Source organism: Nonomuraea sp. NPDC049655 (genome assembly GCF_044465465.1).
In the GTDB taxonomy this organism is placed as follows: Bacteria; Actinomycetota; Actinomycetes; order Streptosporangiales; family Streptosporangiaceae; genus Nonomuraea.
In genome coordinates this window covers 32,872-57,017 of sequence record NZ_JBITLS010000026.1, presented here as the reverse complement: position 1 = coordinate 57,017, position 24,146 = coordinate 32,872, and the positions used below count along the sequence as shown (strand labels likewise).

Annotated in this window: 23 protein-coding genes; 12 read left to right on the top strand and 11 right to left on the bottom strand. The window is 72.3% G+C overall.

The annotated features are described in order from the left end of the window. Nucleotides 1–60 precede the first annotated feature (60 nt). Entirely contained in the window at nt 61–1,638 is a 1,578-nt protein-coding gene (locus ACIBQ6_RS49420) for an alkaline phosphatase family protein (RefSeq protein WP_397219461.1), read from the top strand. Between the two features lie 38 nt (nt 1,639–1,676). Here ACIBQ6_RS49420 and ACIBQ6_RS49415 read toward each other — a convergent pair whose 3' ends face one another. After that, entirely contained in the window at nt 1,677–2,147 is a 471-nt protein-coding gene (locus tag ACIBQ6_RS49415; protein ID WP_397219459.1) for a TspO/MBR family protein, read from the bottom strand. 35 nt (nt 2,148–2,182) lie between these two features. Continuing rightward, entirely contained in the window at nt 2,183–2,539 is a 357-nt protein-coding gene (locus ACIBQ6_RS49410) for a helix-turn-helix domain-containing protein (protein WP_364414283.1), read from the bottom strand. 32 nt (nt 2,540–2,571) lie between these two features. Between ACIBQ6_RS49410 and ACIBQ6_RS49405 the strand changes: the two genes are divergently transcribed. Next, a complete protein-coding gene (locus tag ACIBQ6_RS49405) occupies nt 2,572–3,453 on the top strand; it encodes a TIGR03620 family F420-dependent LLM class oxidoreductase (RefSeq protein ID WP_358294702.1) in 882 nt (293 codons plus the stop codon). A gap of 66 nt (nt 3,454–3,519) precedes the next feature. Beyond that, a complete protein-coding gene (locus tag ACIBQ6_RS49400; protein WP_397219457.1) occupies nt 3,520–4,482 on the top strand; it encodes an SDR family NAD(P)-dependent oxidoreductase in 963 nt (320 codons plus the stop codon). A 42-nt stretch (nt 4,483–4,524) separates the two neighbouring features. Here ACIBQ6_RS49400 and ACIBQ6_RS49395 read toward each other — a convergent pair whose 3' ends face one another. Continuing rightward, nucleotides 4,525–5,157 (bottom strand): DUF47 family protein, encoded by a 633-nt coding sequence (locus tag ACIBQ6_RS49395; RefSeq protein WP_352360497.1) that lies wholly within the window; start codon nt 5,155–5,157, stop codon nt 4,525–4,527. Beyond that, nucleotides 5,154–6,104 (bottom strand): inorganic phosphate transporter, encoded by a 951-nt coding sequence (locus ACIBQ6_RS49390; RefSeq protein ID WP_358294698.1) that lies wholly within the window; start codon nt 6,102–6,104, stop codon nt 5,154–5,156. Before ACIBQ6_RS49390 ends, ACIBQ6_RS49395 begins: the two co-directional genes overlap by 4 nt. A gap of 143 nt (nt 6,105–6,247) precedes the next feature. Here ACIBQ6_RS49390 and ACIBQ6_RS49385 point away from each other — a divergent pair, with 143 nt between their 5' ends. From ACIBQ6_RS49385 to purU, 4 genes are read left to right on the top strand one after another with little or no spacing between them, the layout of a single operon-like run. Then, on the top strand, nt 6,248–7,345 hold the full coding sequence (locus tag ACIBQ6_RS49385) for an aminotransferase class V-fold PLP-dependent enzyme (RefSeq protein ID WP_364336252.1): 1,098 nt from the start codon (nt 6,248–6,250) through the stop codon (nt 7,343–7,345). Nucleotides 7,346–7,352: 7 nt separating this feature from the next. Then, nucleotides 7,353–8,276, top strand: coding sequence for a LysR family transcriptional regulator (locus ACIBQ6_RS49380; RefSeq protein ID WP_352360491.1), 924 nt, complete (start codon nt 7,353–7,355; stop codon nt 8,274–8,276). After that, complete coding sequence (locus tag ACIBQ6_RS49375) at nt 8,273–10,660, top strand: FAD-dependent oxidoreductase (RefSeq protein ID WP_397219455.1); 2,388 nt, start codon at nt 8,273–8,275, stop codon at nt 10,658–10,660. The genes ACIBQ6_RS49380 and ACIBQ6_RS49375 overlap by 4 nt, the downstream gene beginning before the upstream one ends. Further along, entirely contained in the window at nt 10,657–11,511 is an 855-nt protein-coding gene (gene purU / locus ACIBQ6_RS49370; protein ID WP_358294691.1) for a formyltetrahydrofolate deformylase, read from the top strand. The genes ACIBQ6_RS49375 and purU overlap by 4 nt, the downstream gene beginning before the upstream one ends. Nucleotides 11,512–11,526: 15 nt before the next feature. Here the strand turns inward: purU and ACIBQ6_RS49365 are convergent, their stop codons facing one another. Genes ACIBQ6_RS49365 through ACIBQ6_RS49355 form a run of 3 tightly spaced genes read right to left on the bottom strand, consistent with a single transcriptional unit; the run spans nt 11,527 to nt 14,742 of the window. Continuing rightward, nucleotides 11,527–11,877 (bottom strand): VOC family protein, encoded by a 351-nt coding sequence (locus ACIBQ6_RS49365; protein ID WP_397219454.1) that lies wholly within the window; start codon nt 11,875–11,877, stop codon nt 11,527–11,529. Continuing rightward, the gene (locus ACIBQ6_RS49360) at nt 11,874–12,674 is read right to left on the bottom strand and encodes a helix-turn-helix domain-containing protein (protein WP_397219452.1); all 801 of its coding nucleotides are present in this window, start codon (nt 12,672–12,674) and stop codon (nt 11,874–11,876) included. The genes ACIBQ6_RS49365 and ACIBQ6_RS49360 overlap by 4 nt, the downstream gene beginning before the upstream one ends. A 10-nt stretch (nt 12,675–12,684) precedes the next feature. Continuing rightward, a complete protein-coding gene (locus tag ACIBQ6_RS49355) occupies nt 12,685–14,742 on the bottom strand; it encodes a prolyl oligopeptidase family protein (protein ID WP_397219450.1) in 2,058 nt (685 codons plus the stop codon). A gap of 280 nt (nt 14,743–15,022) precedes the next feature. On the opposite strand from ACIBQ6_RS49355, the gene ACIBQ6_RS49350 reads away from it, so the two are divergent. The 3 genes from ACIBQ6_RS49350 to ACIBQ6_RS49340 are packed head-to-tail and all read left to right on the top strand — an operon-like array spanning nt 15,023 to nt 16,630. Next, the gene (locus ACIBQ6_RS49350; protein ID WP_352322827.1) at nt 15,023–15,532 is read left to right on the top strand and encodes an HNH endonuclease; all 510 of its coding nucleotides are present in this window, start codon (nt 15,023–15,025) and stop codon (nt 15,530–15,532) included. A 45-nt stretch (nt 15,533–15,577) separates the two neighbouring features. Next, complete coding sequence (locus ACIBQ6_RS49345) at nt 15,578–16,405, top strand: GNAT family N-acetyltransferase (RefSeq protein ID WP_397219448.1); 828 nt, start codon at nt 15,578–15,580, stop codon at nt 16,403–16,405. Between the two features lie 9 nt (nt 16,406–16,414). Beyond that, nucleotides 16,415–16,630 carry a zinc ribbon domain-containing protein gene (locus ACIBQ6_RS49340; protein WP_352360476.1) on the top strand — a complete coding sequence of 72 codons (216 nt, stop codon included), beginning with the start codon at nt 16,415–16,417 and terminating at the stop codon, nt 16,628–16,630. A 962-nt stretch (nt 16,631–17,592) separates the two neighbouring features. Here the strand turns inward: ACIBQ6_RS49340 and ACIBQ6_RS49335 are convergent. The 3 genes from ACIBQ6_RS49335 to ACIBQ6_RS49325 all read right to left on the bottom strand — a co-directional run bounded on the left by ACIBQ6_RS49335 (nt 17,593) and on the right by ACIBQ6_RS49325 (nt 20,898). Then, entirely contained in the window at nt 17,593–18,090 is a 498-nt protein-coding gene (locus ACIBQ6_RS49335) for a WYL domain-containing protein (protein ID WP_357980526.1), read from the bottom strand. A 74-nt stretch (nt 18,091–18,164) separates the two neighbouring features. Then, nucleotides 18,165–20,003, bottom strand: coding sequence for a dihydroxy-acid dehydratase (gene ilvD, locus ACIBQ6_RS49330; protein ID WP_397219447.1), 1,839 nt, complete (start codon nt 20,001–20,003; stop codon nt 18,165–18,167). Nucleotides 20,004–20,088: 85 nt separating this feature from the next. After that, a complete protein-coding gene (locus tag ACIBQ6_RS49325; RefSeq protein WP_358294677.1) occupies nt 20,089–20,898 on the bottom strand; it encodes a thioesterase family protein in 810 nt (269 codons plus the stop codon). Between the two features lie 81 nt (nt 20,899–20,979). Here ACIBQ6_RS49325 and ACIBQ6_RS49320 point away from each other — a divergent pair, with 81 nt between their 5' ends. Further along, nucleotides 20,980–21,717, top strand: a complete 738-nt coding sequence (locus ACIBQ6_RS49320; protein ID WP_397219445.1) for a TetR/AcrR family transcriptional regulator — start codon at nt 20,980–20,982, stop codon at nt 21,715–21,717. Between the two features lie 24 nt (nt 21,718–21,741). On the opposite strand, the gene ACIBQ6_RS49315 is transcribed toward ACIBQ6_RS49320, so the two are convergent. Continuing rightward, on the bottom strand, nt 21,742–22,569 hold the full coding sequence (locus tag ACIBQ6_RS49315; RefSeq protein ID WP_364336232.1) for a nuclease-related domain-containing protein: 828 nt from the start codon (nt 22,567–22,569) through the stop codon (nt 21,742–21,744). 139 nt (nt 22,570–22,708) lie between these two features. Here ACIBQ6_RS49315 and ACIBQ6_RS49310 point away from each other — a divergent pair, with 139 nt between their 5' ends. Continuing rightward, entirely contained in the window at nt 22,709–24,115 is a 1,407-nt protein-coding gene (locus ACIBQ6_RS49310) for an amidase (protein ID WP_358294672.1), read from the top strand. Nucleotides 24,116–24,146 lie beyond the last annotated feature (31 nt).

Here is a 24,146-nt window from a genome sequence, read left to right as displayed (position 1 = left end):
CCGCCTGACGCTGGAGATCCTTCAGCCGGATCACCCCAGCACTCAGCGAGGAGTACGTCCATGCAACGATGGCGCATCCTGCCCGCTCTCGTGGCCGCCGCCGTGTCGGTCCCCGCGCCGGCGGCCCTGGCGAACCAGGCGGCCGATCCCGCACCCGCTCCCGAGGGCAAGGTCCTCAACGGCGCGACCGCCCTGGCCGCGCCCGTGCCCGTCCCCGACGTCCCGAACGGCATCAGCAGCGACAAGGTCCTGGTCATCGGCCTCGACGGGTTACGCCACGACCGCATCGCCCCCGCCGACGCCCCCAACCTCGACGCCCTGATCAGCGGCGGCACGTTCGGCACGAGCCTGCTCTACACCAGCCCGATGGCCGCCACCTCCAGCGGCCCCGGCTGGTCCACGATCGCCACCGGCGTCTGGCCCGACCTGCACGGCGTCAAGGACAACACCTTCGCCGGCAAGCACTACGACCGCTACCCCGACTTCCTGACCCGGCTGGAGAACACCGGCGCCGGCCACTCCACCTACGCCGCCCTCGACTGGAAGCCGCTCGCCGACCAGGGCACCTTCGGCCCCCGGATCGACGCCAGGGTGGTCCTGGACGGCGACGCCGACGGCTACCCGGCCGAGGACGAGCGCCTCACCCAGGTCAGCGAGACCGTGCTGCGCACGAAGAACCCGGACGCCGCCTTCGTCTACCTGGGCGCGATCGACATCGCCGGGCACGGCAGCGGCGCCGCCTCGGCCGCCTACCTGACCGCGATCCACGACGCCGACGCCCGGATCGGCCGGCTGCTGGCCGCGGTCAGGGCCAGGCCGACGTACGCGAGCGAGCGCTGGACGGTGATCGTGGCCACCGACCACGGGCACACCGACGCGGGCGGGCACGGCGGGTCCTCGATCGAGGAACGCCGCACGTTCGTCCTGGCGTCCGGGCCGGGCGTCGCCGCCGGGGCGCGGCCGGCCGACACGCGCCTGGTGGACGTGACGGCTGCGGTCTTCACCGGGCTGGGGCTGGCCGTGCCGGGCGGGATCGACGGCCGGCGCGTCGATGTCAGGACCGGCGACCCGTTCGAGGGCGTCGCGCTGTCCGGCAGGACCGACGAGACCGGCATCCCGGCCGGCGTGCTCGGCTACTCGCACACGCCGCCCGCGGGCTGGTCGGCGGACGCGTCCAGGATGCCGTCAGGGGGCGTTCAGGAGTGGCGCGGCTGGGCGTTCACCACCGACGAGTTCTGGTCGCGGGCGGCCCGTGACCAGCAGCGGGAGCTGAACGTCCGGTCCAGGGGCACCTTCGCGGTGGCCGACTCCGACGAATGGGACGACAAGACGCACGGGACCGGGACGTTCGACTCGACGCTCGTCTCGCCCGCCTACACCGTGACCGGCCGGACGTCCGTCACCCTCGCCTACGCCACCCACTACCGCGTGGACGGCGCGCAGAAGGCGCAGGTGCTCGTGTCGTTCGACGGCGGCGCGGACACGCTGGTGAAGAACTACACGGCCGACGCGGTCGCCAGGAACGAGTCGCTCGCGGTGGCCGTGCCGGCCGGGGCCAGGTCGATGAGGGTCAAGTTCCACTACTTCGACGCGACCAACAACTGGTACTGGGCGGTGGACGACCTGCGCGTCTCCTGACCGCGCGGGCGGGGCTCCACCTTCGGGCGGGGCTCCGGTCAGGGGTTGCGGGCGGCGATGGAGGCGTTGAGCGCGGTGGCGAAGGCCGTCCAGCCGACGTAGGGCAGCAGGGCCAGCCCGGCGCGGCGGTCGGCGCGCAGGAAGCGACGCAGCAGCACGAGGTTGGCCGCGTCGAGCGCGACGATGTCGGCCAGCGCCAGGCGCGGGGAGCGGGCGCCGAAGAACAGCGGGGTCCAGGCGGCGTTGAGCGCGAGGTTGGCGCCCAGGGCGCGGGCCACGCCGGCCCGGTCGTCGCCGCTGGTCAGGGCGCGCGCGCCGGCGTAGGCGATGAGGGCGTAGACCGGCGTCCAGACCAGGCCGAACACCTGGCTGGGCGGCTGCCAGCGGGGCTTGCGCAGCCGGCGGTACCAGGCCGAGCCGGAGGAGGTGGCCAGGCTGCCGAGCGTGGCCGTGACGGTGACCGCGGCCGTGGTGGCGAGGAGGTTACGGGCGAACGGGCGCATCTGCATGGGCCTGCCCCTACCCGCCAGGGCCGCCGCATGCCCTAGGCGCCCTCCGGCTCCTCGACGACGAGGGCGAGCAGGCCGGGGAAACGTTCGTCGAACTCCGCGCGGCGCAGCCGGTTGAGTCGGCGGGCGCCTTCGTCGCGCTGCTCCAGCAGGCCGACCTGGCGCAGCACCCCGAAGTGGTGGCTGAGCGTGGACTTGGCCACCGGCAGGTGGGCGAACGTGCCGCAGGCGCGCGCCCAGTCGGGCTCCCCGGCCAGCTCGCGGACGATGCGGCGGCGGACCGGGTCGCCGAGCGCGTCGAGGGCGGCCTGCAGCGACACCTCGACGGGCGAGGTGTGGGTCAGGCCGCGCGTTCTGTTCGATGGCGGTCGAACATTGGTGTAGTGTTCCATCTCGATCGAACATTCTAGTCGAGGGAGCGGCCATGGAGACCGGGCACTTCGGGGTGTGGCATCCGCTGATCGGCAAGGCCCCCGCCGAGCAGGCGCGGCGCGCGGCGGCAGAGATCGAGCGGCTGGGCTACGGCTCCGTGTGGATCAACGAGGGCCGGCAGAGCAAGGAGCCGCTCACCACCGCGGCCGTCCTGCTGGCCGCCACCACCCGCGTCGCGGTCGCGACCGGCATCGCCAGCATCTGGGGCCGCGACGCGACGGGCATGACGGCGGGCGCGAAGACGCTGGCCGACGCCTTCCCCGGCCGTTTCGTCCTGGGCATCGGGGTCAGCCACGGCCCGCTGGTCGGCAGCCGCGGTCACGCCTACGACAAGCCGCTGAGCGCGATGCGCGCCTACCTCGACGGCATGGACGCCGCCGAGGAGGGCCTGCCCGCGGCGAGGGCGCCCCGGCTGCTGGCGGCGCTGCGGCCCCGGATGCTGGAGCTGTCCAGAGACCGGGCCGACGGCGCCCACACCTACTTCGTGCCGCCCGAGCACACCGAGCAGGCCCGCCGCGTCCTCGGCGCCAACCGGCTGCTGGTGCCCGAGCAGGCCGTGGTGCTGGAGACCGACCCGGGAAAGGCCCGCGAGATCGCCCGCGCCCACCTGGCCTACTACCTGACCCTGCCCAACTACCTGGGCAACCTGCGTGCCCTGGGCTTCACCGACGCCGACTTCGCGGGCGGCGGCAGCGACCGGCTGGCCGACGCCATCGTGGCCTGGGGCGACGAAGGGCAGGTCGCCGCGCGGTTGCGGGCCCACCTCGACGCCGGGGCCGACCACGTGGCCGTCCAGCCGCTGTCGCCGGGCGCCCCCGACCTCGACGACGCCCTGAGCCGGCTCCAGCGCCTGGCCCCGGCCCTCGGCCTCTGATCCGGGCGGGCGGGCCCGGCGGGTCGGTTTGACTTAGAGCGCACTTCAGTTCGTAACGTCGGTCCCATGACAACGCCTCAGCACAGGATCGGTTCGGGTTTCGGCGCGAGAAGCACCGCGGACGAGGTGCTCAAGGGCATCGACCTCACCGGCAGGGTCGCGCTCGTCACCGGCGGCTACTCCGGCCTCGGCCTGCAGACCACCCGCGCGCTCAGCGAGGCCGGAGCCCAGGTCGTCGTCCCGGCCCGGCGTCGCGGCGCGGCCGAGGAGGCCCTGGCCGGCATCGACCGCGTCGAGGTGGGCGAGCTCGACCTGGGCGACCTCGACAGCGTGCGGCGCTTCGCCGAGGAGTTCCTGGCCTCCGGCCGCGACCTGCACCTCGTGATCAACAACGCCGGCATCATGGCCTGTCCCGAGACGCGGGTCGGCCCCGGCTGGGAGGCCCAGTTCGCCACCAACCACCTCGGCCACTACGCGCTGGTCAACCGCCTGTGGCCGGCCGTCGAGCGCGGCGGCGGCCGGGTCGTGGCCGTCTCCTCCGCCGGCCACCGGCGCTCCGGCATGCGCTGGGACGACGTGATGTTCGAGCGCGGCTACGACAAGTGGCAGGCCTACGGCCAGGCCAAGACGGCCAACGTGCTGTTCGCCGTGCACCTCGACGCCCTGGCCGAGGACGCGGGGGTGCGGGCGTTCGCGGTGCACCCCGGCGGCATCCTGACCCCGCTCCAGCGCCACCTGACCAAGCAGGAGATGGTCGAGGCGGGCTGGATCGACGAGCAGGGCAACCAGCTCAACACCAGCTTCAAGACCCCTGAGCAGGGCGCGGCCACCCAGGTGTGGGCGGCCACCTCGCCGCAGCTCGACGGCATGGGCGGGGTCTACTGCGAAGACTGCGACATCGCCGAGCCGGCCGACGGCTCCGGCGGTGGGGTCCATCCCCATGCCACCGACCCCGAGCAGGCCGCCCGCCTGTGGCGGTTGTCGGCCGAGCTGACCGGCGTCGACGCCTTCGCCGGGCGGGCGGGCTGAGGGCTGGTGCAGCGCCCCGAGGACCAGCCGTCCGCCTGACGGTCAGCGTTTCATGGCGCCGTCGGCGATGGCGTCCGCCGCCTCGCCGATGGCCATGCCCACGATCTCCAGACGGCGCACCAGCTCGCGCTGCTTGAGCGCGTCCGAGGTGACCTCGCCGGAGAAGATCCGGGAGATCTCGTACTGGTACATGCGCCGGATCGCGCCGCCGGCCTTCTTGGCCTCCAGGGCGTCCTGCACCACCGCCGAGGGCCGGGCGGCCAGGCCGCGCACGGCGCTCTCCAGGGCGTCGATGCCCACGATGACCTGGTCGAGCAGCGGCGTGAAGCGGATCTGGTCGGGCACCCGGTACAGGTGCGACTCGCGCACGAAGTCCCGCAGCGAGTCCAGCACGTCGTCGATCGAGCGTGACAGGCGGAACAGGTCCTCGGGGTCGATGGGCGTGACCAGCGCGGTCTTGAGCTCCTCGACCAGGCGGGCGCGCTCCTCGTCGCCGAGGTGCTCGATCGCGCGCATCCGCTCGTGCGCGCCGGTCCTGCCCACCTCGCCGCCGATCATGGCCATCGCCAGCCACGCGCCCTGCTTGGTGGCCTTGAGCTGGCCGAGCAGGGCGCCGGTGAGCGCGCCGTCCATGCGGCCGGTCATGAGGTCACGGATCCGGCGCCATCGCTTCACCACGTCCCCCTCAGCCCCTTCAGGACGAACGCCGCCGTCGCGGCCAGCAGGCCGCTCAGCGGGAGCGTCAGCAGCCAGGCCACGACGATCTTGACGGCGGCGTACCAGCGGACCCGGCCGCCGCCCTGCGCCACCCCGGCGCCGACCAGCCCGCCGGCCACGGCCTGGGTCATGCTCACGGGCATACCCACCGCGGCGCAGGCGAGCACGGCGGTGCCCGCGGCCAGTTCGGCCGCGACGCCGTGCGCGGGCCGGGAGACGATGATCTCGCGGCTCAGCGTACGGCCCGCCCTGGGCAGCCCGTAGAGCGCGCCGAGCCCGAACAGCACCGCCACCAGCGAGGTGCAGGCCAGGGGCGCGCCCTGGAAGCCGAGCGCGATCATGAAGACGGCCAGCATCTTCTGCCCGTCGTTGGCCGCGTAGGCGAGCGTCTGGAGCAGGAACCCGGCCCAGTGCCAGCGGGCCAGGCCGGGCGCGTCGGTCACCCGGACGAGCAGCCGGATGAGCAGCCACGACAGCAGCGCCCCCACGAACGGCGCGGCCAGCCCGAAGACCAGCACGAGCGCCACCGAGCCGCCCGACACCGGCAGCCCCCACCCCAGCCCGGCCCCGGTGAGCCCGCCCACCACGGCCAGCGTGAGGCTGGTCGGCCGGCCCTTCGCGCTGAGCGTGAACACCACCGCCAGCGCGCAGAGCACGGCCACGGTCATCGCGGCCTGGCCGCCGGGGGCGTGGAAGCCCGCCAGCCGGTTCACGAACGTCAGCGCCACCTGGTGGGTGACCAACGGGACCACCGTGACGAGCAGCACGAGCGCGAGGATGCCGACGGCCGGCCTGATCACCGGCAGCTTGAGCCCGGTCGCCAGCAGCGCCCCGCCGTCGTTGATCCCGGACACGACGGCGAACAGCCCCGCGACCCCGATCAGTACGACGGTCTCCAACGGCACGTGTCCCATCCCAGTCGGTGCTGCTCGGCACGGACAAGCCCGATTCCCTTATGGCCCTCATAGGTGAAAGGCGGCTGTCCCGTGCGGCGCCACCCCGGATAGCGTCCGTAATGCCCGATAACTACCCAAGATCGAGTGGATTGATGGACGAAGAACTCATTCTGTTGAATCCCGGGCCCGCATGTACGTCGAAGCGGGTCAAGGACGCCCTGCTTCGCGGCGACCTCTGCCACCGCGAGCCCGAGTTCACGGAGTTGCTGTTCAGGATCCGCGAGGCCCTGCCCCGGTGCCTGAACCTCGGCGGCACGCACGAGGCGCTGCTGGTCACCGGGTCGGGAACCGCGGCCATGGAGATGGCGGTCATCAGCTCCGTCCGCGCGGGACGCGGCGTGCTCGTCGTGAACAACGGCGTCTACGGCGACCGCATGATCAAGATCGCGAAGGCGCACGGCATCCCGTTCCACGAGGTCAGGAGCGACTGGACGGTCCCGGCCGACCCCGAGGCCGTCCGGGCGGCACTCGCCGGGCGCGACGACGTGGACGCCGTGGTCTGCGTGCACCACGAGACCACGACCGGCCTGATCAACCCGATCAAGGAGATCGGCGAGGTCGTGGCCGAGCACGGCGCGCTGTTCGTGATCGACGCGATCAGCGGCACCGCGATCGAGGACCAGGACCTGGCGCAGGTCAGGGCGGACGTCGTCTGCGGCACCGCCAACAAGGGCCTGCACGGGCTGCCCGGCATGTCGTTCATCCTGTGCAGCGAGGCCGCGATCGAGCGGATCCAGGAGGCGCCCGCGCGCAGCCTCTACCTCAACGCCGCCAGCTACCTGGCCGGTCAGCGCAAGGGCGACGTGCCGTTCACCCCGGCCGTGCAGGTCTGCTACTCCCTCGACGAGGCGATCAAGGAGTACGAGGAGGCGGGCGGCTTCGCGGCGCGGACCCGGCTGTACCGCGAGCGGGCGGCCCTCGTCCGCGGCCAGTTCGCGCGGCTCGGCCTGGAAATCCTCGTTGATGAACAATTCAGGTCAAACACCGTAACAATGCTTCATCTCCCCGAAAACGTAACTTATGCGGCGCTTCATGATGAGCTCAAAAAGCGCGGTTACGTTATCTACGCCGGTCAGGGGCAACTTTCCGCGGACTTCTTCAGGATCTGCACGATGGGCGAGATCCCCTGGCACCGGCTGGAACAGCTCGAGGACGCGCTCCGAGAGTCGATCGAGGCAGCTAGGGGTTGACGACGACATGCAGCTCAACCTGCACCGGCTCTGGATCTTCATGACGGTCGTGGAGTGCGGCGGCTTCTCGGCCGCGGCGCAGAAGCTCTACCTCAGCCAGCCGTCCGTGTCACACCAGGTCAGGCAGCTTGAGCAGGCGCTGCGCGCCACACTGATCGACCGCAGCGGCGCCCGCATCAGGCTCACCCCCGAGGGCGAGGTGATGCTGGAGTACGCCAGGCGGGTGTTCCTGCTGGCCGACGAGGCCGTGGCCGCCATCCGGCAGGTCTCCGGGCTGCAGACCGGCAAGCTGGTCGCGGGAGGCACCACCACCGTCGGCACGTACCTCCTGCCGCCGTTGCTGGCCGCCTTCCGCGACCGTCATCCGGGCATCGAGCTCGGCATCCAGGTCGGCAACGGCCAGCGGGTCGAGCGCGGCCTGGTGGACGGCGAGATCGGCGTCGCGGTGCTGGCCGGCGAGCCCGGCGCGGCGCAGCTCGTCAGCGAGCCGATCCTGGAGGACCGGCTCGTCGTCATCACCCAGCCGGGCCACCGGCTGTCCAGCAAGGGCCGCGCCGAGCCCGCCGACCTGACGGGCGAGTTCTTCCTCATCCGCGAGCCCGGCTCCTCCACCCGCGAGCTGCAGGAGCAGGCGCTGGAGACGTGGGGGCTCGAAGAGGCCGGCCGCAGCGAGATCTGGGGCCCGGAGACGATCAAGCAGGCGGTCGCCGCGGGGCTCGGCGTCTCGCTGGTGTCCGAGCACTGCGTCGAGCAGGAGCTCGCCGACGGGCGGCTGGCGGCCCTGGAGGTGCTGCCCGCGCCCAAGCCCCGCCCCATCGTGCTGGCCCACCGCCGCGACCGGCTGCTGGGGCCCGCCGAGCAGGCGTTCATCGCCATGCTGCGCAACGTCCGCAGCTGGCCGGGGATCAATCGCTTGAGGAGCATCTCTTGACATCCCTGCCCTCCCGGGCACAGGTCGTGATCATCGGCGGCGGCATCGCGGGCTGCAGCGTGGCCTACCACCTGGCCCAGCTGGGCTGGACCGACGTCGTGCTGATCGAACAGGGGCAGCTCTCCTGCGGCACCACGTGGCACGCCGCCGGGCTCGTCGGCCAGCTCCGCAGCACCGAGAGCATGACCAGGCTGATCAAGTACAGCACCGACCTGTACGCCCGCCTGGAGGCCGAGACCGGCTTCGGCACCGGCTGGAAGCAGTGCGGCAGCGTCAGCGTGGCCCGCACCCCCGAGCGCATGACCCAGTTGCGGCGCACCGCGGCCGCCGCCCGGAACTACGGCATCCAGGCCGAGGTCGTCAGCGCGCGCGAGGCGGGCGAGCTGTGGCCGGTCATGCGCACCGACGACCTGGTGGGCGGCGTCTGGCTGCCCGGCGACGGCAAGGCCAACCCGGCGGACCTCACGCAGGCGCTGGCCAGGGGAGCCCAGCGGCACGGCGTCCAGGTGATCGAGCGGGTCCGGGTCACCGGCGTCACCGTGCGCGACGGCGCCGTGCGCGGCGTGCACACCTCCGAGGGCCACATCGAGACCGAGGTGCTGGTCAACTGCGCCGGGCAGTGGGCCAAGGAGGTCGGCAGGATGGCCGGCGCGACCGTCCCGCTGCACTCGGCCGAGCACTACTACGTGGTCACCGAGCGCATCCCCGGCGTGCGCCCCGACCTGCCCGTGCTGCGCGACCCCGACGGCTACGCCTACCTCAAGGAGGAGGTCGGGGGCCTGGTCGTGGGCGGCTTCGAGCCGGACGCCAAGCCCTGGGGCATGGACGGCATCCCCCACCCCTTCGAGTTCCAGCTGCTGGAGGCGGACTGGGACCAGTTCGCGATCATCATGGAGAACGCGATCCAGCGCGTCCCGGCGTTGGAGAACGCCGGGATCAGGATGTTCTACAACGGGCCGGAGAGCTTCACGCCCGACAACATGTTCCTGCTCGGCGAGACCCCCGAGGTGCGCGGCCTGTTCGTCGGCGCGGGGTTCAACTCGGCCGGCATCGCCTCGGCGGGCGGCGCCGGCCGCGCGCTGGCCGAGTGGATCGTGAACGGCGAGCCGACCGGCGACCTGTGGCCCGCCGACATCCGGCGCTTCGCCCGCTGGGCCGGCAACGACACCTGGCTGCGCGACCGGGTCACCGAGACGCTGGGGCTGCACTACGCGATGTCCTGGCCGGACCGGGAGCTGGAGACCGCCCGGCCGCTGCGCCGCTCGCCGGTCCACCACCTGCTGGCGCAGGCCGGGGCGCGCTTCGGGTCGAAGATGGGCTGGGAACGGGTCAACTACTTCGGGCCCGCCACGCCGTCCACGTTCGGGCGGCCGGGATGGCAGCCGTACGTGGACGCCGAGGTGGCGGCCTGCCGGAACGCGGCGGCGCTGTTCGACCAGACGGCCTTCTCCAAGTTCGTCCTCAAGGGCCCCGAGGCCATGGAGGCGTTGCAGTGGCTGTGCACCGCCGACGTGGACGTCGAGCCCGGCCGGGTCGTCTACACCGGCCTGCTCAACGACCGGGGCGGCTACGAGTCGGACCTGACGGTGACGCGCGTGGCCCGCGACGAGTACCTGATCGTGACCGGCTCGGCCCAGACCACCAGGGATTTCGACCACATCTCCAAGGGCCTCGGCGACCGGCGGGCGGTCCTGGTGGACGTCACCGGCGCGTACGCGGTCTTCGGCGTGATGGGCCCCTCGTCCAGGACGATCCTGCAGTCGGTGTCGAAGTCCGACTTCTCCGCCTTCGACTTCGGCACGTCCCGTCTGGTCGACCTCGGCCACGCCACCGTGCGCGCCACCCGCGTCACGTACGTGGGCGAGCTGGGCTGGGAGTTGTACGTGCCCGCCGAGTTCGCCGTCACCGTGCACGAGACGCTCATGGGCGCCGGCGGGCTGACCCAGGCCGGTCACTACGCCATCGAGGCCATGCGCATCGAGAAGGGCTACCGCGCCTGGGGCCGCGAGCTGGGCCCCGAGATCAGCCCCGCCGCCGCCGGACTGCGTTTCACCTGCAAGAAGAGCGGAGGCTACCGGGGAGCGCGGCACGCTCTGGAGACGCCGGCGCGCAGGGTAGTCTCGATCGTGCTGGACGACCCCGCCGCACACCTGTGGGGCGGCGAGTCCCTGCTGTCCGACGGCGTCCCGGTGGGCTACGTCACCTCGGCGGCCCACAGCCCCACGCTCGGCAGGTCCGTGGCGCTGGGCTTCGTCACCGAGGTCTCGCAGGAAGGCGGCGTCACGCTGGAGAAGGTGGAGGTCGACGTGGCCGGCGACCTGTACTCTGCCCAGATCAGCCTCAAGGCGCCCTACGATCCCACGTCCGCGAGAGTGAAGGCATGAGCAGCCACGCCGAGTACATCCTGACCCTGTCCTGCCCCGACCGCCCCGGCGTGGTGGCCGCCGTCTCCGGCCTGCTGGCCGCGCACGGGTGCAACATCATCGAGAGCCAGCAGTTCGGCGACCGGGTCACCCAGCGGTTCTTCATGCGCGTGCAGTTCTCCGGCCCGCTCGGCGAGGACGAGCTGGGCGCCGCCTTCGCGGCCCTGGCCCCCGACTTCGCCATGGAGTTCAGGCTGCGCGACGTGGCCAGGAAGCCGCGCGTGCTGATCATGGTCAGCCGGTTCGACCACTGCCTCAACGACCTGCTCTACCGGGTCAGGTCGAAGACGCTCGGCATCGAGGTCGTCGCGGTCGCCTCCAACCACCCCGACCTGCGCCCGCTCACCCAGTCGTACGGCATCGACTACCACCACCTGCCGATCACGCCCGAGACCAAGCCGAGGCAGGAGGCCGAGGTGCTGGCGCTGGTCGAGCACTACCAGGTCGACCTGGTGGTGCTGGCCCGCTACATGCAGGTGCTGTCGGAGGACCTGTGCGAGAAGCTGGCCGGGCGGGCGATCAACATCCACCACTCGTTCCTGCCGTCGTTCAAGGGCGCCAAGCCCTATCACCAGGCCCACAACCGGGGCGTCAAGCTCATCGGCGCCACGGCCCACTACGTGACCTCCGACCTCGACGAGGGGCCGATCATCGAGCAGGAGGTCGCCCGGGTCAACCACAGCCACTCGCCGGACGACCTCGTGCGCATCGGGCGCGACGTGGAGTGCGTGGCGCTGGCCCGCGCCGTCCAGTGGCACGCCGAGCAGCGCGTCCTGCTCGACGGCCACAAGACCGTCGTCTTCCCCCGCTGACCGCTCTTCGAGGCTTTACGGGCGGTACGTCCCGAAGAACCAGGAGTTGCCTTCGGGGTCCTCGCAGGCGTACTCGCGCGAGCCGTACGGCTGGTCGGTGAGCTCCATGGTGATCACGGCCCCCGCGGCCCTGGCGCGATCGTGGTGGGTGTCGACGTCGTCGACCGCGATGTAGACGCCGGGCCCGCCCGGCTTCCCCCGGCCGATCATGATCAGGTCGTCCTCGACGAACAGCTCGGCGTGCTCGACGACCCCGGACTCGTCCTTCGACGACTCGTGCACCCGGAACCCGAACGCCGCGGTCAGGAAGTCGAGCGCCGCCTGCGGGTGCTCGTAGCGGGCCAGTGCGTAGACAGTGCGTTTCATGGCTCCAGCATGTCCGGCGGCCCGCCCGCGGGTCTTGGACGAATCTGACCGGGCGTGGTGCCGCCGAGCGCCCGGAACTCCCGGTTGAGATGGGCCTGGTCGTAGAAGCCGCACTCGGCCGCGACCGCGGCGATCGGCCTGCCGGAGCGCAGCAGCCGCGCCGCCCGGCCGAACCTGATCACCCGGGCCGCCGTCTTGGGGGCCAGCCCGACCTGGTCGTGGAAGCGGGCCACCAGATGCCGGTGGCTCCAGCCCAGCGACGCGGCCAGCGACGACACGCCGAGCCGTCCGCCCGACTCCAGCAGCCGCGCCCACGCCCACGGCAGCTCGGGGCCCACCTGCGGCCCGGCCAGGATGCGCGCGGTCAGCAGCCGGTCGGTCAGGGCCAGCCGCTCCCGCCACGACGGCGTCGCGGCCAGCCGGTCGAGCAGCTCCCCGCCCCACGGCCCGAGCACGGTCTCCACCGGGACCACCCGGCTCGTCAGGTGGCGCATCGGCAGCCCGTACAGCCGCCGCGCCCCGAACGGCGTGAGCACCACCTCCACGCCCTCGCACGGCCCCTTGACGCGGGTGACCGCGAACCGGTCGGCGAGCCCGCCCGCGAACGCCCTGACCCGCTCCCCGTACGCCTCCATCGGCGCGCCGACGCCCAGGATGAGCACCGCCCCGGGAAGGGCGGCCTCGGCGCGCGTGACGGGCGCGGGATAGTGCTCGCTGTAGGCGCAGAGCCGGGTGACGTACGGCCGCAGCGCAGCGCTGGGGACGGCCTCGACGACGGCCGGCCCCAGGCTGCTCATGCCTGCGACACTACAGACCGGTGTGCTGGGCGAGGAAGGTCAGCGTGTCGGCCGACAGGTCGACCGTCCGGCTCACCGAGCGGGCGCCGTGGCCCACCTCGGCCTCGTTGCGCAGCAGCACCGGGCGCCCGGCCGTGGAGGCGTGCTGCAACGCCGCGCACATCTTCCAGGCGTGCAGCGGGTGCACCCGCGTGTCGGACTGGAAGACGGTGAACAACGTCGCCGGGTAGGCCACCGACTCCTCGACCCGGTGGTAGGGCGAATACCCCCACAACCAGCCGAACTGCTCGGGGTCGTCGGCGCTGCCGTACTCGACGTTCCAGGTCGCGCCGAGGCCGAACTTCTCGTATCTGATCATGTCGAGCAGCGGAGCCGAGCAGACCACGGCCGCGTACAGGTCGGGACGCTGCGTCAGCGCGGCGCCCACCAGCAGGCCGCCGTTGGAGCCGCCGGAGATGCCGAGCTGCTCGCGGGTGGTGACGCCGGTCTCGATGAGATGCTCGGCCGCGGCGTGGAAGTCGTCGAACACGTTCTGCTTGTTGGCCAGCATGCCCGCGCGGTGCCAGTCCTCGCCCTCCTCGCCGCCGCCGCGCAGGTTGGCGATGGCGTAGACGCCGCCCGCCTCGACCCAGGCCAGGATCGAGGCCGAGTAGCCGGGGGTCATGGACAGGCCGAAGCCGCCGTAGCCGTAGAGGATCGTGGGCCGGGGGCCGGGCCGCTCGTCGGCGGGGGAGATGATCAGCATCCGGACGTCGGTGCCGTCCTTGGACCGGTACACCACCTGCGACGTGCGCACCGGCGGCACCTCGACCGCGCCCGGCGAGGCGGCCCACAGCGTGGTCTCGCCCGTGCGGGCGTCGTAGCGCTGGATCGTCGGCGGCGTGGTGTTGTCGGTGTAGCCGAACCACGCCTCGAAGCCGCCCTCGGGACGCTCGGAGATGCCGCCGATCGTGCCCAGCCCCGGCGTCGGCACCGAGCCGACGCGCTCGCCGGTCGCCAGGTCGTGGACGGTGATCTCGCTGATCGCGTGGCGGGTCCAGCCCACCAGCATGACCGGGCGCTCCAGGTCGTCGAGGATCGCGAAGTCGGACAGCACCGCCTCGGGGTCCTCGGGGATCAGGTCGCGCCAGGACTCGTAGCCGGGGTCGGCCGGGTCGGTCACGCACACCCGCCCGCGGGAGGCGTCCCTGTCGGTGTGGACGTAGAGCCGGCCGTCGCGGCCGAACACCAGGGCGGTCTGCGCGTCGACGCCCTCCTGCACGACCTTCAGGTCGGGGGCGTCGGCGGGCGAGGCGGTCAGGTCGGCCACCCACAGGTCGTTGCGCGGCGCGGTGCCCTCGTGCGCCGAGACCTGGAGCCAGTGGCCGTCGCGCGAGACGGAGACGCCGTAGTAGTTGGTCATCTTCAGCCCCTGGCCGAAGATCATCACGTCGTCCTCGGTCGAGGTGCCGACACGGTGGAGGTAGACGCGGCGGTGGAACTGCGCCTCGTTCTCCGGCACCTCGGTGCGCGGCAGCCTGCGCACGTAGTAGAACGCCTCGCCGCCGGGCAGCCAGGCGATGGGGGAGTAGCGGCAGCGGTCGATCGGGCCCTCGACGCGCATCCCGGTCGCGACGTCCATGACGTAGAGGACCGACTCCTCGTCGCCGCCCACCGAGATCTGGTACGCCAGCAGCCGCCCTTCCTTGTCGGGCTGCACGGCGTCGAGCGTGGTGAGACCGGACGGGTCGATCTCCATCGGGTCGATCAGCGCCCGCTCGGTGCCGTCGGCCTCGACCACGTAGTAGACCGCGTGCTCCTGGTCGGGCGTGCGGCGGGAGAAGAACCGGCGCTCCCCGCGCCAGGCCGGAGTCCCCACCGAGCCGGACCGCAGCAGCTCGGCGATGCGGTCCTTGAACCGCTGCTCGCCACGGCTGGCGTTGAACAGCTCGGCCTGCGCGAGCAGCCACTCCTTGGTGTCCGGGCTGTCGGGGTCCTCCAGCCACCGGTACGGGTCGGGGACGGGCGTTTCGTGCAGGATGTCGACGACGTCTTCGCGGCGTGCCGTCGGATAAGGCTCTCGCGTCATGCCAGGAACCCTACTGCCAAGGTGGGGGCGTAAAGCGCTGGTGAAGCGGGCATAAAACGTAACGTGTGTCCCTCTGGTCATTCCGGCTTGAAGATTATGGGGTGGCGGGGACGCTACGGCTAACGCCAGACTTGGTGACAGGACGGTGCCGTGGTGACCATCCGCTGGACCGTCCGGCGGAGGTCCATGTGACGGAAGCACCAGTGCCCCAGGAGGGGCCGACAGGCGGGACATGCCACGGCATGTCCCCTTTGATACGCGCGCGGCAGGGAGAGGCCCGATGACGCGCCAGGTCCTGCTGCTCAACGCCACCTACGAGCCGCTCACCACGCTCTCGCTCCACCGGGCCATCGTCCTGGTGCTGCGGGAGAAGGCCGACGTCGTGCACCGCGACGGGCGGGGCGCCCAGCTCCGCTCGGCGAGTTGCACCCTCGACGTGCCTTCGGTGATCAGGCTCCGCAGATACGTCCGCATCCCCTACCGGTCCCGAATCCCGCTGACCAGGGCCGCCCTCATGCGGCGCGACGACTACCGCTGCGCCTACTGCGGGCAGCGGGCCGAGACCATCGACCACGTGATCCCGAGATCGCGCGGCGGCACCCACACGTGGGAGAACTGCGTCGCCTCGTGCACGACCTGCAACCACCGCAAGGCCGACAAATACCTGGAGGAGCTGGGATGGACGCTGCGCGTCCTCCCGGCGGTGCCGAGGGGCGCCCACTGGCGGCTCATCGGCGCCTCGCTCGTCGGCGATCCACAATGGGCGCCCTACCTGGAGGCGGCGGCCTAGCAATCCCTTTGAAGCCGGAGGCCACCGCCTGCCACCATGACGGGCATGTGGACCTTCACCTCCGATCCGGAGGAATTCGCCGCGGTCGCCGAGCCGTTCCTGCTCGGCGACCCGGTCGGCAACACGGTTCCGCTGACCGTCCTGGCCAACCTGCGCGCCGGCCATCCCGCCGACGCCGCCTTCTTCGCCTGGTGGACCGCCGGGGGCCAGGTGCGCGCCGCCGCCTTCCGCACGCCGCCCGCCCCCCTGAGCCTCACGCGCATGCCCGCCGAGGCCGTCGCCCCGCTGGTCGAGGCGCTCGGCGGCGACGTGCCCATGGTCGTGGGGCCCGTCGAGGCGACGGCCGAGGTGGTCCGGCTGCTCGGCGAGCCCGACCGGACGGTGTCCGAACGGCTCTACCGTCTCGGCGCGCTCGCCGTCCCGTCCGTGCCCGGCCGCGGCCGGCTCGCCGGGCCCGGCGACTTCCCGCTGATGGTGAGCTGGTACCAGGCGTTCGGCGCCGAGGTCGGGCTCGGCGAGGCGCACGACGTCGCCGAGCGCGTCGCCCAGCGGGTGGCCGGGCGCGAGCTGTTCGTGTGGGAGGCCGAGGGCGTGCCGGTATCGGTGGCCGGGCTCGGCCGGGCGGCCGGCGGCGTGTGCCGCGTCGGACCGGTCTACACGCCGCCGTCGTGCCGCAGGAAGGGCTACGGGGCCGCGGTCACCGCGTACGCCAGCGAAGTGGCGCTGGCCGAACGGTGCGAGCAGGTCGTGCTCTTCACCGACCTGGACAACCCGACCAGCAACGCGATCTACCGGTCGATCGGCTACGAGCCCGTCTCCGACCATGCGCACCTGACCTACGCCGGCTCCCGCTCACCGGCCACAGCGGGTTAGGCTTACCGCATGCCGCGTTACGACTTCCGCTGCCGCGCCTGCGGCTCCACGTTCGAGGTCTCCCGTCCCATGTCGGCCTCAGACGAGCCGGCGACCTGCCCGGAGGGCCACGGGGACACGGTCAAGCTGCTGTCCACCGTCTCCATGACCGGTGGCGCCGCCGCTCCCCGTCCGGCCGGCGGTGGCGGGGGCGGCTGCTGCGGCGGAGGTTGCTGCTCCTCCTGACCGGCGGGCCCGGGTGAACGCCTCCACGGCGAGCCGGGCCGCCCGCTCCACCGTCGCCACGCCCGTCGCCATGTCCGGGCTGCGCTCCGACAGCACGGCGATGAGCAGTTCGTGCCCGTTCAGCACGATCCGGCCCACGCTGTTGACCGTCCACCGCCCGTCGTGCGCGTCCACCGGCAGCCAGCCGTTCTTGAGCGCCACCTCGCCGCCGGCGGCGCTGACGCCCCACGCCTGCGACCGGTCCACCGACGACATGAGCCCCAGCGCCCAGCGGCGGCTCGCGGCCGGCACCGGCCCGGCGGGGTCGGTGAGCTGCTCCAGCACCCGCACCTGGTCCGACGGGTGGCTGAGGGTCATGCCCCACGACAGGCCCGCGCCCGGCCTGGTGTCGCGCACCTCCAGCGCGCCCAGGACCCGGCTGAGCCCCTCCTGGCCGCCGACCGTCATGTACAGCTCGTGCGCGCTCTCGTTGTGGCTCTGGCGGATCATCCGGGAGGCGAGCCTGCGTTCGTACGCGCCGAGCCGCCGGTGCTCGCTCTGCCTGAGCAGCAGCAGGGCGAGCAGGATGTCCACCTTGGCCACGCTGGCCAGCACGAACGGCCTGCCCTCGGCGTAGGAGTACCGCACGCCCGTCGCGCGGTCGTACACCGACAGCGCCACCCGCCCCGGACGGCCCCGCAGCTGACGTTCCAGCGCCCGGTCGAGCGCCCGCCGCGTGGCCGGCGGCAGCAGGCGTTCCACGGCCACCGCCTGGCGGTGCGCCACGATCGGGAGCGGGGCCGGACGCGGGCCCGCCGCGCAGGCGGACACGGCGACGGGCACGACGACGGGCAGCAGGGCGGCGATGAGCGAGATCCCCCGGACGCGCATGTGCGCGAGCCTGTCACGCCCCGCACCAACGCCCGGGGGCCCGAGGGTCAAGCTTGCGGCAGGTTACGCCGCGATGATCTGCTTGCGGCAGGTCAGGCTGCGGTGGTCCGCCGGCGGCGGCGCTGGAAGGGCAGGAACCGGTCGGCCAGGTGCGGCCGCGACGGGGTCAGGGTGGGCTCGACCGCGATGATGCGGTCGAACCGGAACGCCCTGATGGCCCGCCGCATCCGGCACACGCCGACCAGGTACCAGTATTCGCGGTGGACCAGGCAGGTCACCGGCTCGACGTCGCGGGAGGTGACGGCCCCCGAGGCGTCTCGGTAGTGGAGGCGGATCATGAGGCGGCTGGTGATGGCGTCGGCGATGAGCCTGGCCCGGGAGGCGGTCTCCACGGGCAGCGGCTCGGTCAGGGTCGCGAGCGTGGTCGCGATGACGTCGTCGTCGAGCTCCAGGTGCTCGAGCGCGTGTTGCAGGCCGCGCCGTGCGGCGACGGCCTGCGGGCCCGCTCCGAGGTGAGCGAGGGAGAGGGCGATGGCGGCGATCTCGGCGGTCGTCAGCGGGCGAGTCTCGTCCTTCACGACTGTCGTCATACCCCAAGAATAGGGACGACCACCGACAATTTTCGAAAATCTGTGCGGTGGACCGGGGGTCCACCGCACCCTAACTATCGGGACAGCTGCGACAGATCACGCGAGGCGCCGGTCGAGGCGGACGTGGTCATCGCCGCGTACGCCTGCAGCGCCACGCTCACCGGACGGTTGCGGTCGCGCGGCCGGTAGCCGCCCAGGTCGGACAGCAGCCGCTCGCGCCGCGCGGCCAGCTCGGCCTCGGGCACCCGCAGCTCCATCGACCGGCCGGGGATGTCGATGTCGATGACGTCGCCGTCCTCGACCAGCGCGATCGTGCCGCCCTCGGCCGCCTCCGGCGAGGCGTGCCCGATCGACAGCCCGGACGTGCCGCCGGAGAAGCGGCCGTCGGTGACCAGCGCGCACGCCTTGCCCAGGCCCTTGCCCTTGAGGAAGGAGGTCGGGTAGAGCATCTCCTGCATGCCGGGGCCGCCCTTGGGGCCCTCGTAGCGGATGACCACCACGTCGCCCTCCTTGACCCGCCCGCCGAGGATGCCCTCGACGGCCTGCTCCTGCGACTCGAACACCACCGCGGGCCCGCTGAACTTCCAGATCGACTCGTCGACCCCCGCGGTCTTCACCACCGCGCCGTCGCGCGAGATGTTGCCGTAGAGCACGGCCAGGCCGCCGTCGGCGCTGTAGGCGTGGTCGAGGTCGCGGATGCACCCCTGCGCCCGGTCGAGGTCGAGGGAGTCCCAGCGGTTGTCCTGCGAGTACGCCTTCACCGTGCGCACGTTGCCCGGCGCCGCGTGCCACAGCTCGACGGCCTCGGGCAGCACGGTCGGCGACTTGACGTCCCAGGCGGCCAGCGTGTCGGCCAGCGTGCCCCCGTTGACCGTGGGCACGTCGCGGTGCAGCAGCCCCGCCCGGTCGAGCTCGCCCAGGATGGCCGGGATGCCGCCGGCGCGGTGGACGTCCTCGACGTGGTACTTGCTGGTGGCCGGGGCGACCTTGCACAGGCACGGCACCCGCAGCGAGATCTCGTTGATCTCCTTGAGGCCGAAGTCGACCTCGGCCTCGCGGGCCGCGGCCAGGATGTGCAGGATCGTGTTGGTGGAGCCGCCCATCGCCACGTCGAGCGCCATGGCGTTCTCGAACGCCGCGCGGCTGGCGACCGAGCGCGGCAGCACCGACTCGTCGCCGTCCTCGTAGTAGCGGCGGGTGATCTCGACGAGCTGGCGGCCGGCGTCCTCGAAGAGCTGCTTGCGCCGCTTGTGGGTGGCCAGGATCGTGCCGTTGCCGGGCAGGGCCAGGCCCATGGCCTCGGTCAGGCAGTTCATGGAGTTGGCGGTGAACATGCCCGAGCACGAACCGCAGGTCGGGCAGGCGTTCTCCTCCATCTCCAGCAGCTCGTCGTCGGAGACCGAGGCGTCGGCGGCGGCGATCATCGGGTCGATGAGGTCGAGCTTGCGGCCCGGCGTCTTGCCGGCCTCCATGGGGCCGCCGGAGACGAAGATCGTGGGGATGTTCAGCCGGAACGCGGCCAGCAGCATGCCCGGCGTGATCTTGTCGCAGTTGGAGACGCAGATCAGCGCGTCGGCGCAGTGGGCGTTGACCATGTACTCGACGGCGTCGGCGATCAGCTCGCGGGACGGCAGCGAGTAGAGCATGCCGCCGTGGCCCATCGCGATGCCGTCGTCGACGGCGATCGTGTTGAACTCGCGCGGGATCGCCCCGGCCTCGCGGATCGCGGCCGAGACGACGTCGCCGACCTCGCGCAGGTGCACGTGGCCCGGGACGAACTGGGTGAAGCTGTTGGCCACCGCGATGATGGGTTTGCCGAAGTCGCTCCCGGCTACGCCGGTCGCCCGGAGCAGGGCCCGGGCGCCGACCATGTTCCTGCCGTGGGTGACCGTACGTGACCTGAGGGCCGGCATTGTGCTTCTCCCATCATGAGGCGAGTCTTCACATGTTACGGCCACCCGCCCGGCACCTGAGACACGTGTCCACTACCCGGACGGCTCAGTCCGGCAACCGTACGGCCGCGAGCTGGGTCGCCTGGGCCACCAGCCGGCCCTTGGAGTCCCACACGTGGGCCACCTCGTCCATGCGGTCGCCGCCGACGTCCGTGGCCGACAGGCGGACCCTGATCGGGCCGGGGGCGGGCAGCCGGCGGATGTAGGCCGAGAGCTGAATCGTCGGCACCCAGCCGGACAGCCCGAGGTCGAACGAGACCGGCGGCACGGGGTCGAGCGCCACCAGCAGGCTCAGCGGGTCCCAGTCGGAGCCGTCGGCCAGGCGCTGCCAGCTCGCGATCTCGCCCTTCCTGGTCGGCGCCCCGAACGCGAACGCCAGATGCGCCGGATCGACGCGCTCCTCGACCACGGCCATCAGCGGCACGGCGAAGTCCGCGCCGGGCGGGTCGGTGGGCGCGAGGAAGCAGTCCTCCTCGGCCGGCAGCTCGACCGGGGGGAGCGAGGTCCACCAGGGGTCGCCGTCGTCCAGGACGCCGAGCGTGACGTGCGACTCGACGCGCACCCTGCCCTCCTGGGCCAGCGAGACCCGTACCTGGGCCAGGCTCCGGCCGATCCGCAGCGGCTCCACGCGCACGTCCGCCGGGCCGGGCGCGGGCGGCTCGACGAAGGCGCCGCTCACGGCGGTCACGTGCGGGTGCCGCTCGCCGGCGCCGCTCTGGCAGGCGGCGCGGGCCAGCACCGCCAGCAGGTAGCCGCCGTGCAGCTTGGCGCCCACGCTCCACTGGGCGTCCAGCGTGGCGCCGAACTCGTCCGCGCCGCGGGCGACCAGCGCGGTCGCCTCCCCGAAAGTCCCCATTTTTCGCGATATCCCTTCAGATATCCGTTCAGCAGAAGGTCAGATTGACACCGTCAACCTGACGGCGTCAATCTGAGATCCATGACCGCTGCGAGACGTGTGCGCGCCCGGCGCGGAGAAGGCGGCCTGCTGCGGGAGGAGATCCTGCGCGCGGCCGAGCACCTGCTGACCGAGTCCGGCAGCGAGGACGCCCTCACCCTGCGCGCCGTCGCCCAGCGCGCCGGGGTGTCCACGCCCTCGGTCTACCTGCACTTCGCCGACAGAGAGGCGCTGCTGGAGGCCGTCTGCCTGCGCGTGTGGGACGAGTTCGGCCGGATGTTCAGCGAGAACCTGACGGGCGACCCGTTCCTCGCGCTCGGCCGCTGCGGACGGGCCTACGCCCGCTTCGCCCTCGACCATCCCGTGCAGTACCGGGTGCTGATGATGCGGCCCTCGGCCGTGCAGGGCGTGCCGCCGGCCGCCGCCGCGTGCTTCCGCCACATGGTGGACGCCGTCGCCGCCTGCGTGGCGGCCCGCGTGCTCGAAGGCGATCCCGAGGAGCTGGCGCTCGGCCTCTGGTCGGCCGTGCACGGCTGCGTCTCGCTGCTCATCGCCCAGCCGTCCTTCCCCTGGCCCGAGGACCAGGAGGCGCTGATCGACCACATCGTCCGCATCGCCGGGGTGGGCACGGCCCTGCTGTCCCGCCTGCCGGACGCGCTGCCGCCCAGCGGCGTGCTGGCCGCCGAGCTGGACGACTTCGGCGCCCGGCTGTCGGCGAGCACGTCGGCGAGCACGTCGGCGGGCACGTCGGCGGGCGTGAAAAAACCCCGCGGAGCGTGACTCCGCGGGGCCGGCCGGCCTGTCCTAGCCCTCGCCGTACCGGGCGGGCAGGACCTGGGCGGCGATGTCGTAGAGCCGGTCGATCTCGGCCGGGGTCAGCGCCCGCTCGCGCTTGGTGATCCACTTGCGCGCCCGGTCGCCCTGGTAGACGTCCACGCCGCGGATGGTCATGATCTTCCACGGCACGGGCGGCCCGTAGATGGCCAGGGACGGCACGACGACGACCTCGCGGCCGAACGCCTTGCTGATCAGCTCGCTGGCCTGGGACGCCTCCCATTTGGCCTCGGTCAGCCTCGGCTTCATGTCGAACGGACCGTGGAAGAGCTTCTTGCCCGACTGGACGCGGACGGGAAGCCGTTTGTCCCACTTCTCGGAGTCCACGGCGTAGACGCCGGTCGGCCCCACCACGAGGTGGTCGATCTGGGCCTCGCTGCCGGGGATCGCCCTGGCGTGCAGGGTGCGGTAGCCGCTGCGCTCCAGCCTGCGGAGCTGCCCCTCGGTACGCCGCTCGGCCACGGACGCGCGCCGCCACGCCGGCACCGTGGAGTGGGACCGCGCGCGGTAGACCGCTTCGAAAATGGCCGCGACCACCCCGGCGGTAACGCCCAGACGCCAGTCGCGCAGCAGGAAACCCACCACGATCGCCACGCCGATCGCCACGAGCGCGCGGTTGCGCATGCGGCGGAACCGCGGCTCCTGGAGCAGGTCACGCACGGACGCGCGTTCCACGGGCGCGTAGGTGGTGGTGGGCGCCGATGGTGTCGCGGCGGCGGTGCGCTCGCCCTCTGGCCGGTCGCTCACCCAGATGGGTGACGCGTTGTGACCGTCTTCTCGCTGGTTGTCGGAGTCCACGTAACTCACCGTAGCTCGGAGATCGGAATGATTCCTAGTGTTGACCTGTCCATAGTTTTATGGCCCAGCTCATCGTGTTCCACTCATGTTTTCGGGGTATGTCTTACGTTCTTCTCTAGAGATGCCTAGTGTGCCGATCGTGCGAGAAATACACGAGCTTTCCGCGCTCGAGCAGGCCCGGGCCGTCCGCGACCGTGACGTCTCACCGGTCGAGCTCGCCCAGCACTATCTCGACCGGATCGAGCGGATCGATCCCTCGGTCGGCGCGTACGTCACCGTGACCGCCGAACAGGCGCTCGACCAGGCGCGCCGCCTGGAGAAAGAGCTGCCTGACGGGCCGCTGGCGGGGGTGCCGATCCCAGTCAAGGACCTCAATCTGGTCAAGGACGTGCCGATCACCTTCGGCTCGGCGGTCTACCGGGGGTTCGTCGCGCCGGTGGACGACACCGTCGTGACGCGGCTGCGCGAGGCCGGCACGGTCATGCTGGGCAAGACCGCCACCCCCGAGTTCGGGCTGCCCTGCTACACCGAGACCGACGTCTCGCCGCCCGCCCGCTCGCCCTGGGACCTCGGCACGTCGGCCGGCGGGTCCAGCGGGGGAGCGGCCGCCGCCGTGGCCGCCGGGCTGGCGCCGGCCGCCCAGGGCAGCGACGGCGCGGGCTCGATCCGCATCCCGGCGTCCGCATGCGGCCTGTACGGCATCAAGCCCACCCGCGGCCGGATCAGCTTCGCCCCGATCATCCCCGACCTGGCCGGCATGTCCACGAACGGCCCGATCGCCCGTACCGTCGCCGACGCCGCGGCCCTGCTCGACGTCATGGCGCACAACGAGCCCGGCGACCTCTACCTCGCGCCCCGGCACGAGGGCACGTACCTCGCCTGCGCCGGCCGCGACCCCGGACGGCTGCGCATCGCCCGCTACGCCGACCCCGTCGTGCCGGGGGCCGAGGTCGATCCCGAGGTGCTGGCCGCGTACGAGGGCGCCGCCGCGATCCTCGCCGGCCTCGGGCACGAGGTCGTGGAGATCCCCAGGCCGTTCGGCGCGGACCTCGTGCCGCAGTTCGTCACCCTCTGGTACACCTTCGCCTGCATGCACCCGGTCGCCGACGACCAGGGGCACCTGCTCAGGCCGCTCACCCGGTGGCTGCGCGAGCGCGGCCTGGCCACCACCGCCCCCGCGTTCCTCCAGGCCCAGGCCGCCCTCCAGCTCGCCACCCGGGGCGCGCTCACGATCACGAACGCCTACGACGCGGTGCTCACCCCGACCCTCACCCAGCCGCCCAGGCCGGTCGGCTGGTTCGAGGACGTGGACGATGTCGAGGAGACCTTCGAACGCATGAAGCGCTTCGCCGCCTTCCCAGCGATCTACAACGTCAGCGGCCAGCCCGCGGTCAACCTGCCGCTGCACTGGAGCGCCGAGGGCCTGCCGATCGGCGTCATGCTGGCCGGGCGGATCGGCGGCGAGGGCACCCTGATCTCGCTGTCGGCCCAGGTCGAGGCGGCTGTGGGCGGGTTCTGGGGGGAGCGGCGGCCGTCCGTCTGGTAGGAGGGTCCCGTACGGGTCTGGCCGGGCACCC

Coding starts and splice junctions, on each gene's coding strand:
- ACIBQ6_RS49405 (WP_358294702.1), top strand. CDS start 2,572: ATGGAGACCGGGCACTTCGGGGTGTGGCATCCGCTGATCGGCAAGGCC.
- ACIBQ6_RS49350 (WP_352322827.1), top strand. CDS start 15,023: ATGACGCGCCAGGTCCTGCTGCTCAACGCCACCTACGAGCCGCTCACC.
- ACIBQ6_RS49360 (WP_397219452.1), bottom strand. CDS start 12,674: ATGAGCAGCCTGGGGCCGGCCGTCGTCGAGGCCGTCCCCAGCGCTGCG.
- ACIBQ6_RS49345 (WP_397219448.1), top strand. CDS start 15,578: ATGTGGACCTTCACCTCCGATCCGGAGGAATTCGCCGCGGTCGCCGAG.
- ACIBQ6_RS49420 (WP_397219461.1), top strand. CDS start 61: ATGCAACGATGGCGCATCCTGCCCGCTCTCGTGGCCGCCGCCGTGTCG.
- ACIBQ6_RS49335 (WP_357980526.1), bottom strand. CDS start 18,090: ATGACGACAGTCGTGAAGGACGAGACTCGCCCGCTGACGACCGCCGAG.
- ACIBQ6_RS49385 (WP_364336252.1), top strand. CDS start 6,248: ATGGACGAAGAACTCATTCTGTTGAATCCCGGGCCCGCATGTACGTCG.
- ACIBQ6_RS49380 (WP_352360491.1), top strand. CDS start 7,353: ATGCAGCTCAACCTGCACCGGCTCTGGATCTTCATGACGGTCGTGGAG.
- purU (WP_358294691.1), top strand. CDS start 10,657: ATGAGCAGCCACGCCGAGTACATCCTGACCCTGTCCTGCCCCGACCGC.
- ACIBQ6_RS49340 (WP_352360476.1), top strand. CDS start 16,415: ATGCCGCGTTACGACTTCCGCTGCCGCGCCTGCGGCTCCACGTTCGAG.
- ACIBQ6_RS49355 (WP_397219450.1), bottom strand. CDS start 14,742: ATGACGCGAGAGCCTTATCCGACGGCACGCCGCGAAGACGTCGTCGAC.
- ACIBQ6_RS49415 (WP_397219459.1), bottom strand. CDS start 2,147: ATGCAGATGCGCCCGTTCGCCCGTAACCTCCTCGCCACCACGGCCGCG.
- ilvD (WP_397219447.1), bottom strand. CDS start 20,003: ATGCCGGCCCTCAGGTCACGTACGGTCACCCACGGCAGGAACATGGTC.
- ACIBQ6_RS49320 (WP_397219445.1), top strand. CDS start 20,980: ATGACCGCTGCGAGACGTGTGCGCGCCCGGCGCGGAGAAGGCGGCCTG.
- ACIBQ6_RS49400 (WP_397219457.1), top strand. CDS start 3,520: ATGACAACGCCTCAGCACAGGATCGGTTCGGGTTTCGGCGCGAGAAGC.
- ACIBQ6_RS49410 (WP_364414283.1), bottom strand. CDS start 2,539: ATGGAACACTACACCAATGTTCGACCGCCATCGAACAGAACGCGCGGC.
- ACIBQ6_RS49365 (WP_397219454.1), bottom strand. CDS start 11,877: ATGAAACGCACTGTCTACGCACTGGCCCGCTACGAGCACCCGCAGGCG.
- ACIBQ6_RS49325 (WP_358294677.1), bottom strand. CDS start 20,898: ATGGGGACTTTCGGGGAGGCGACCGCGCTGGTCGCCCGCGGCGCGGAC.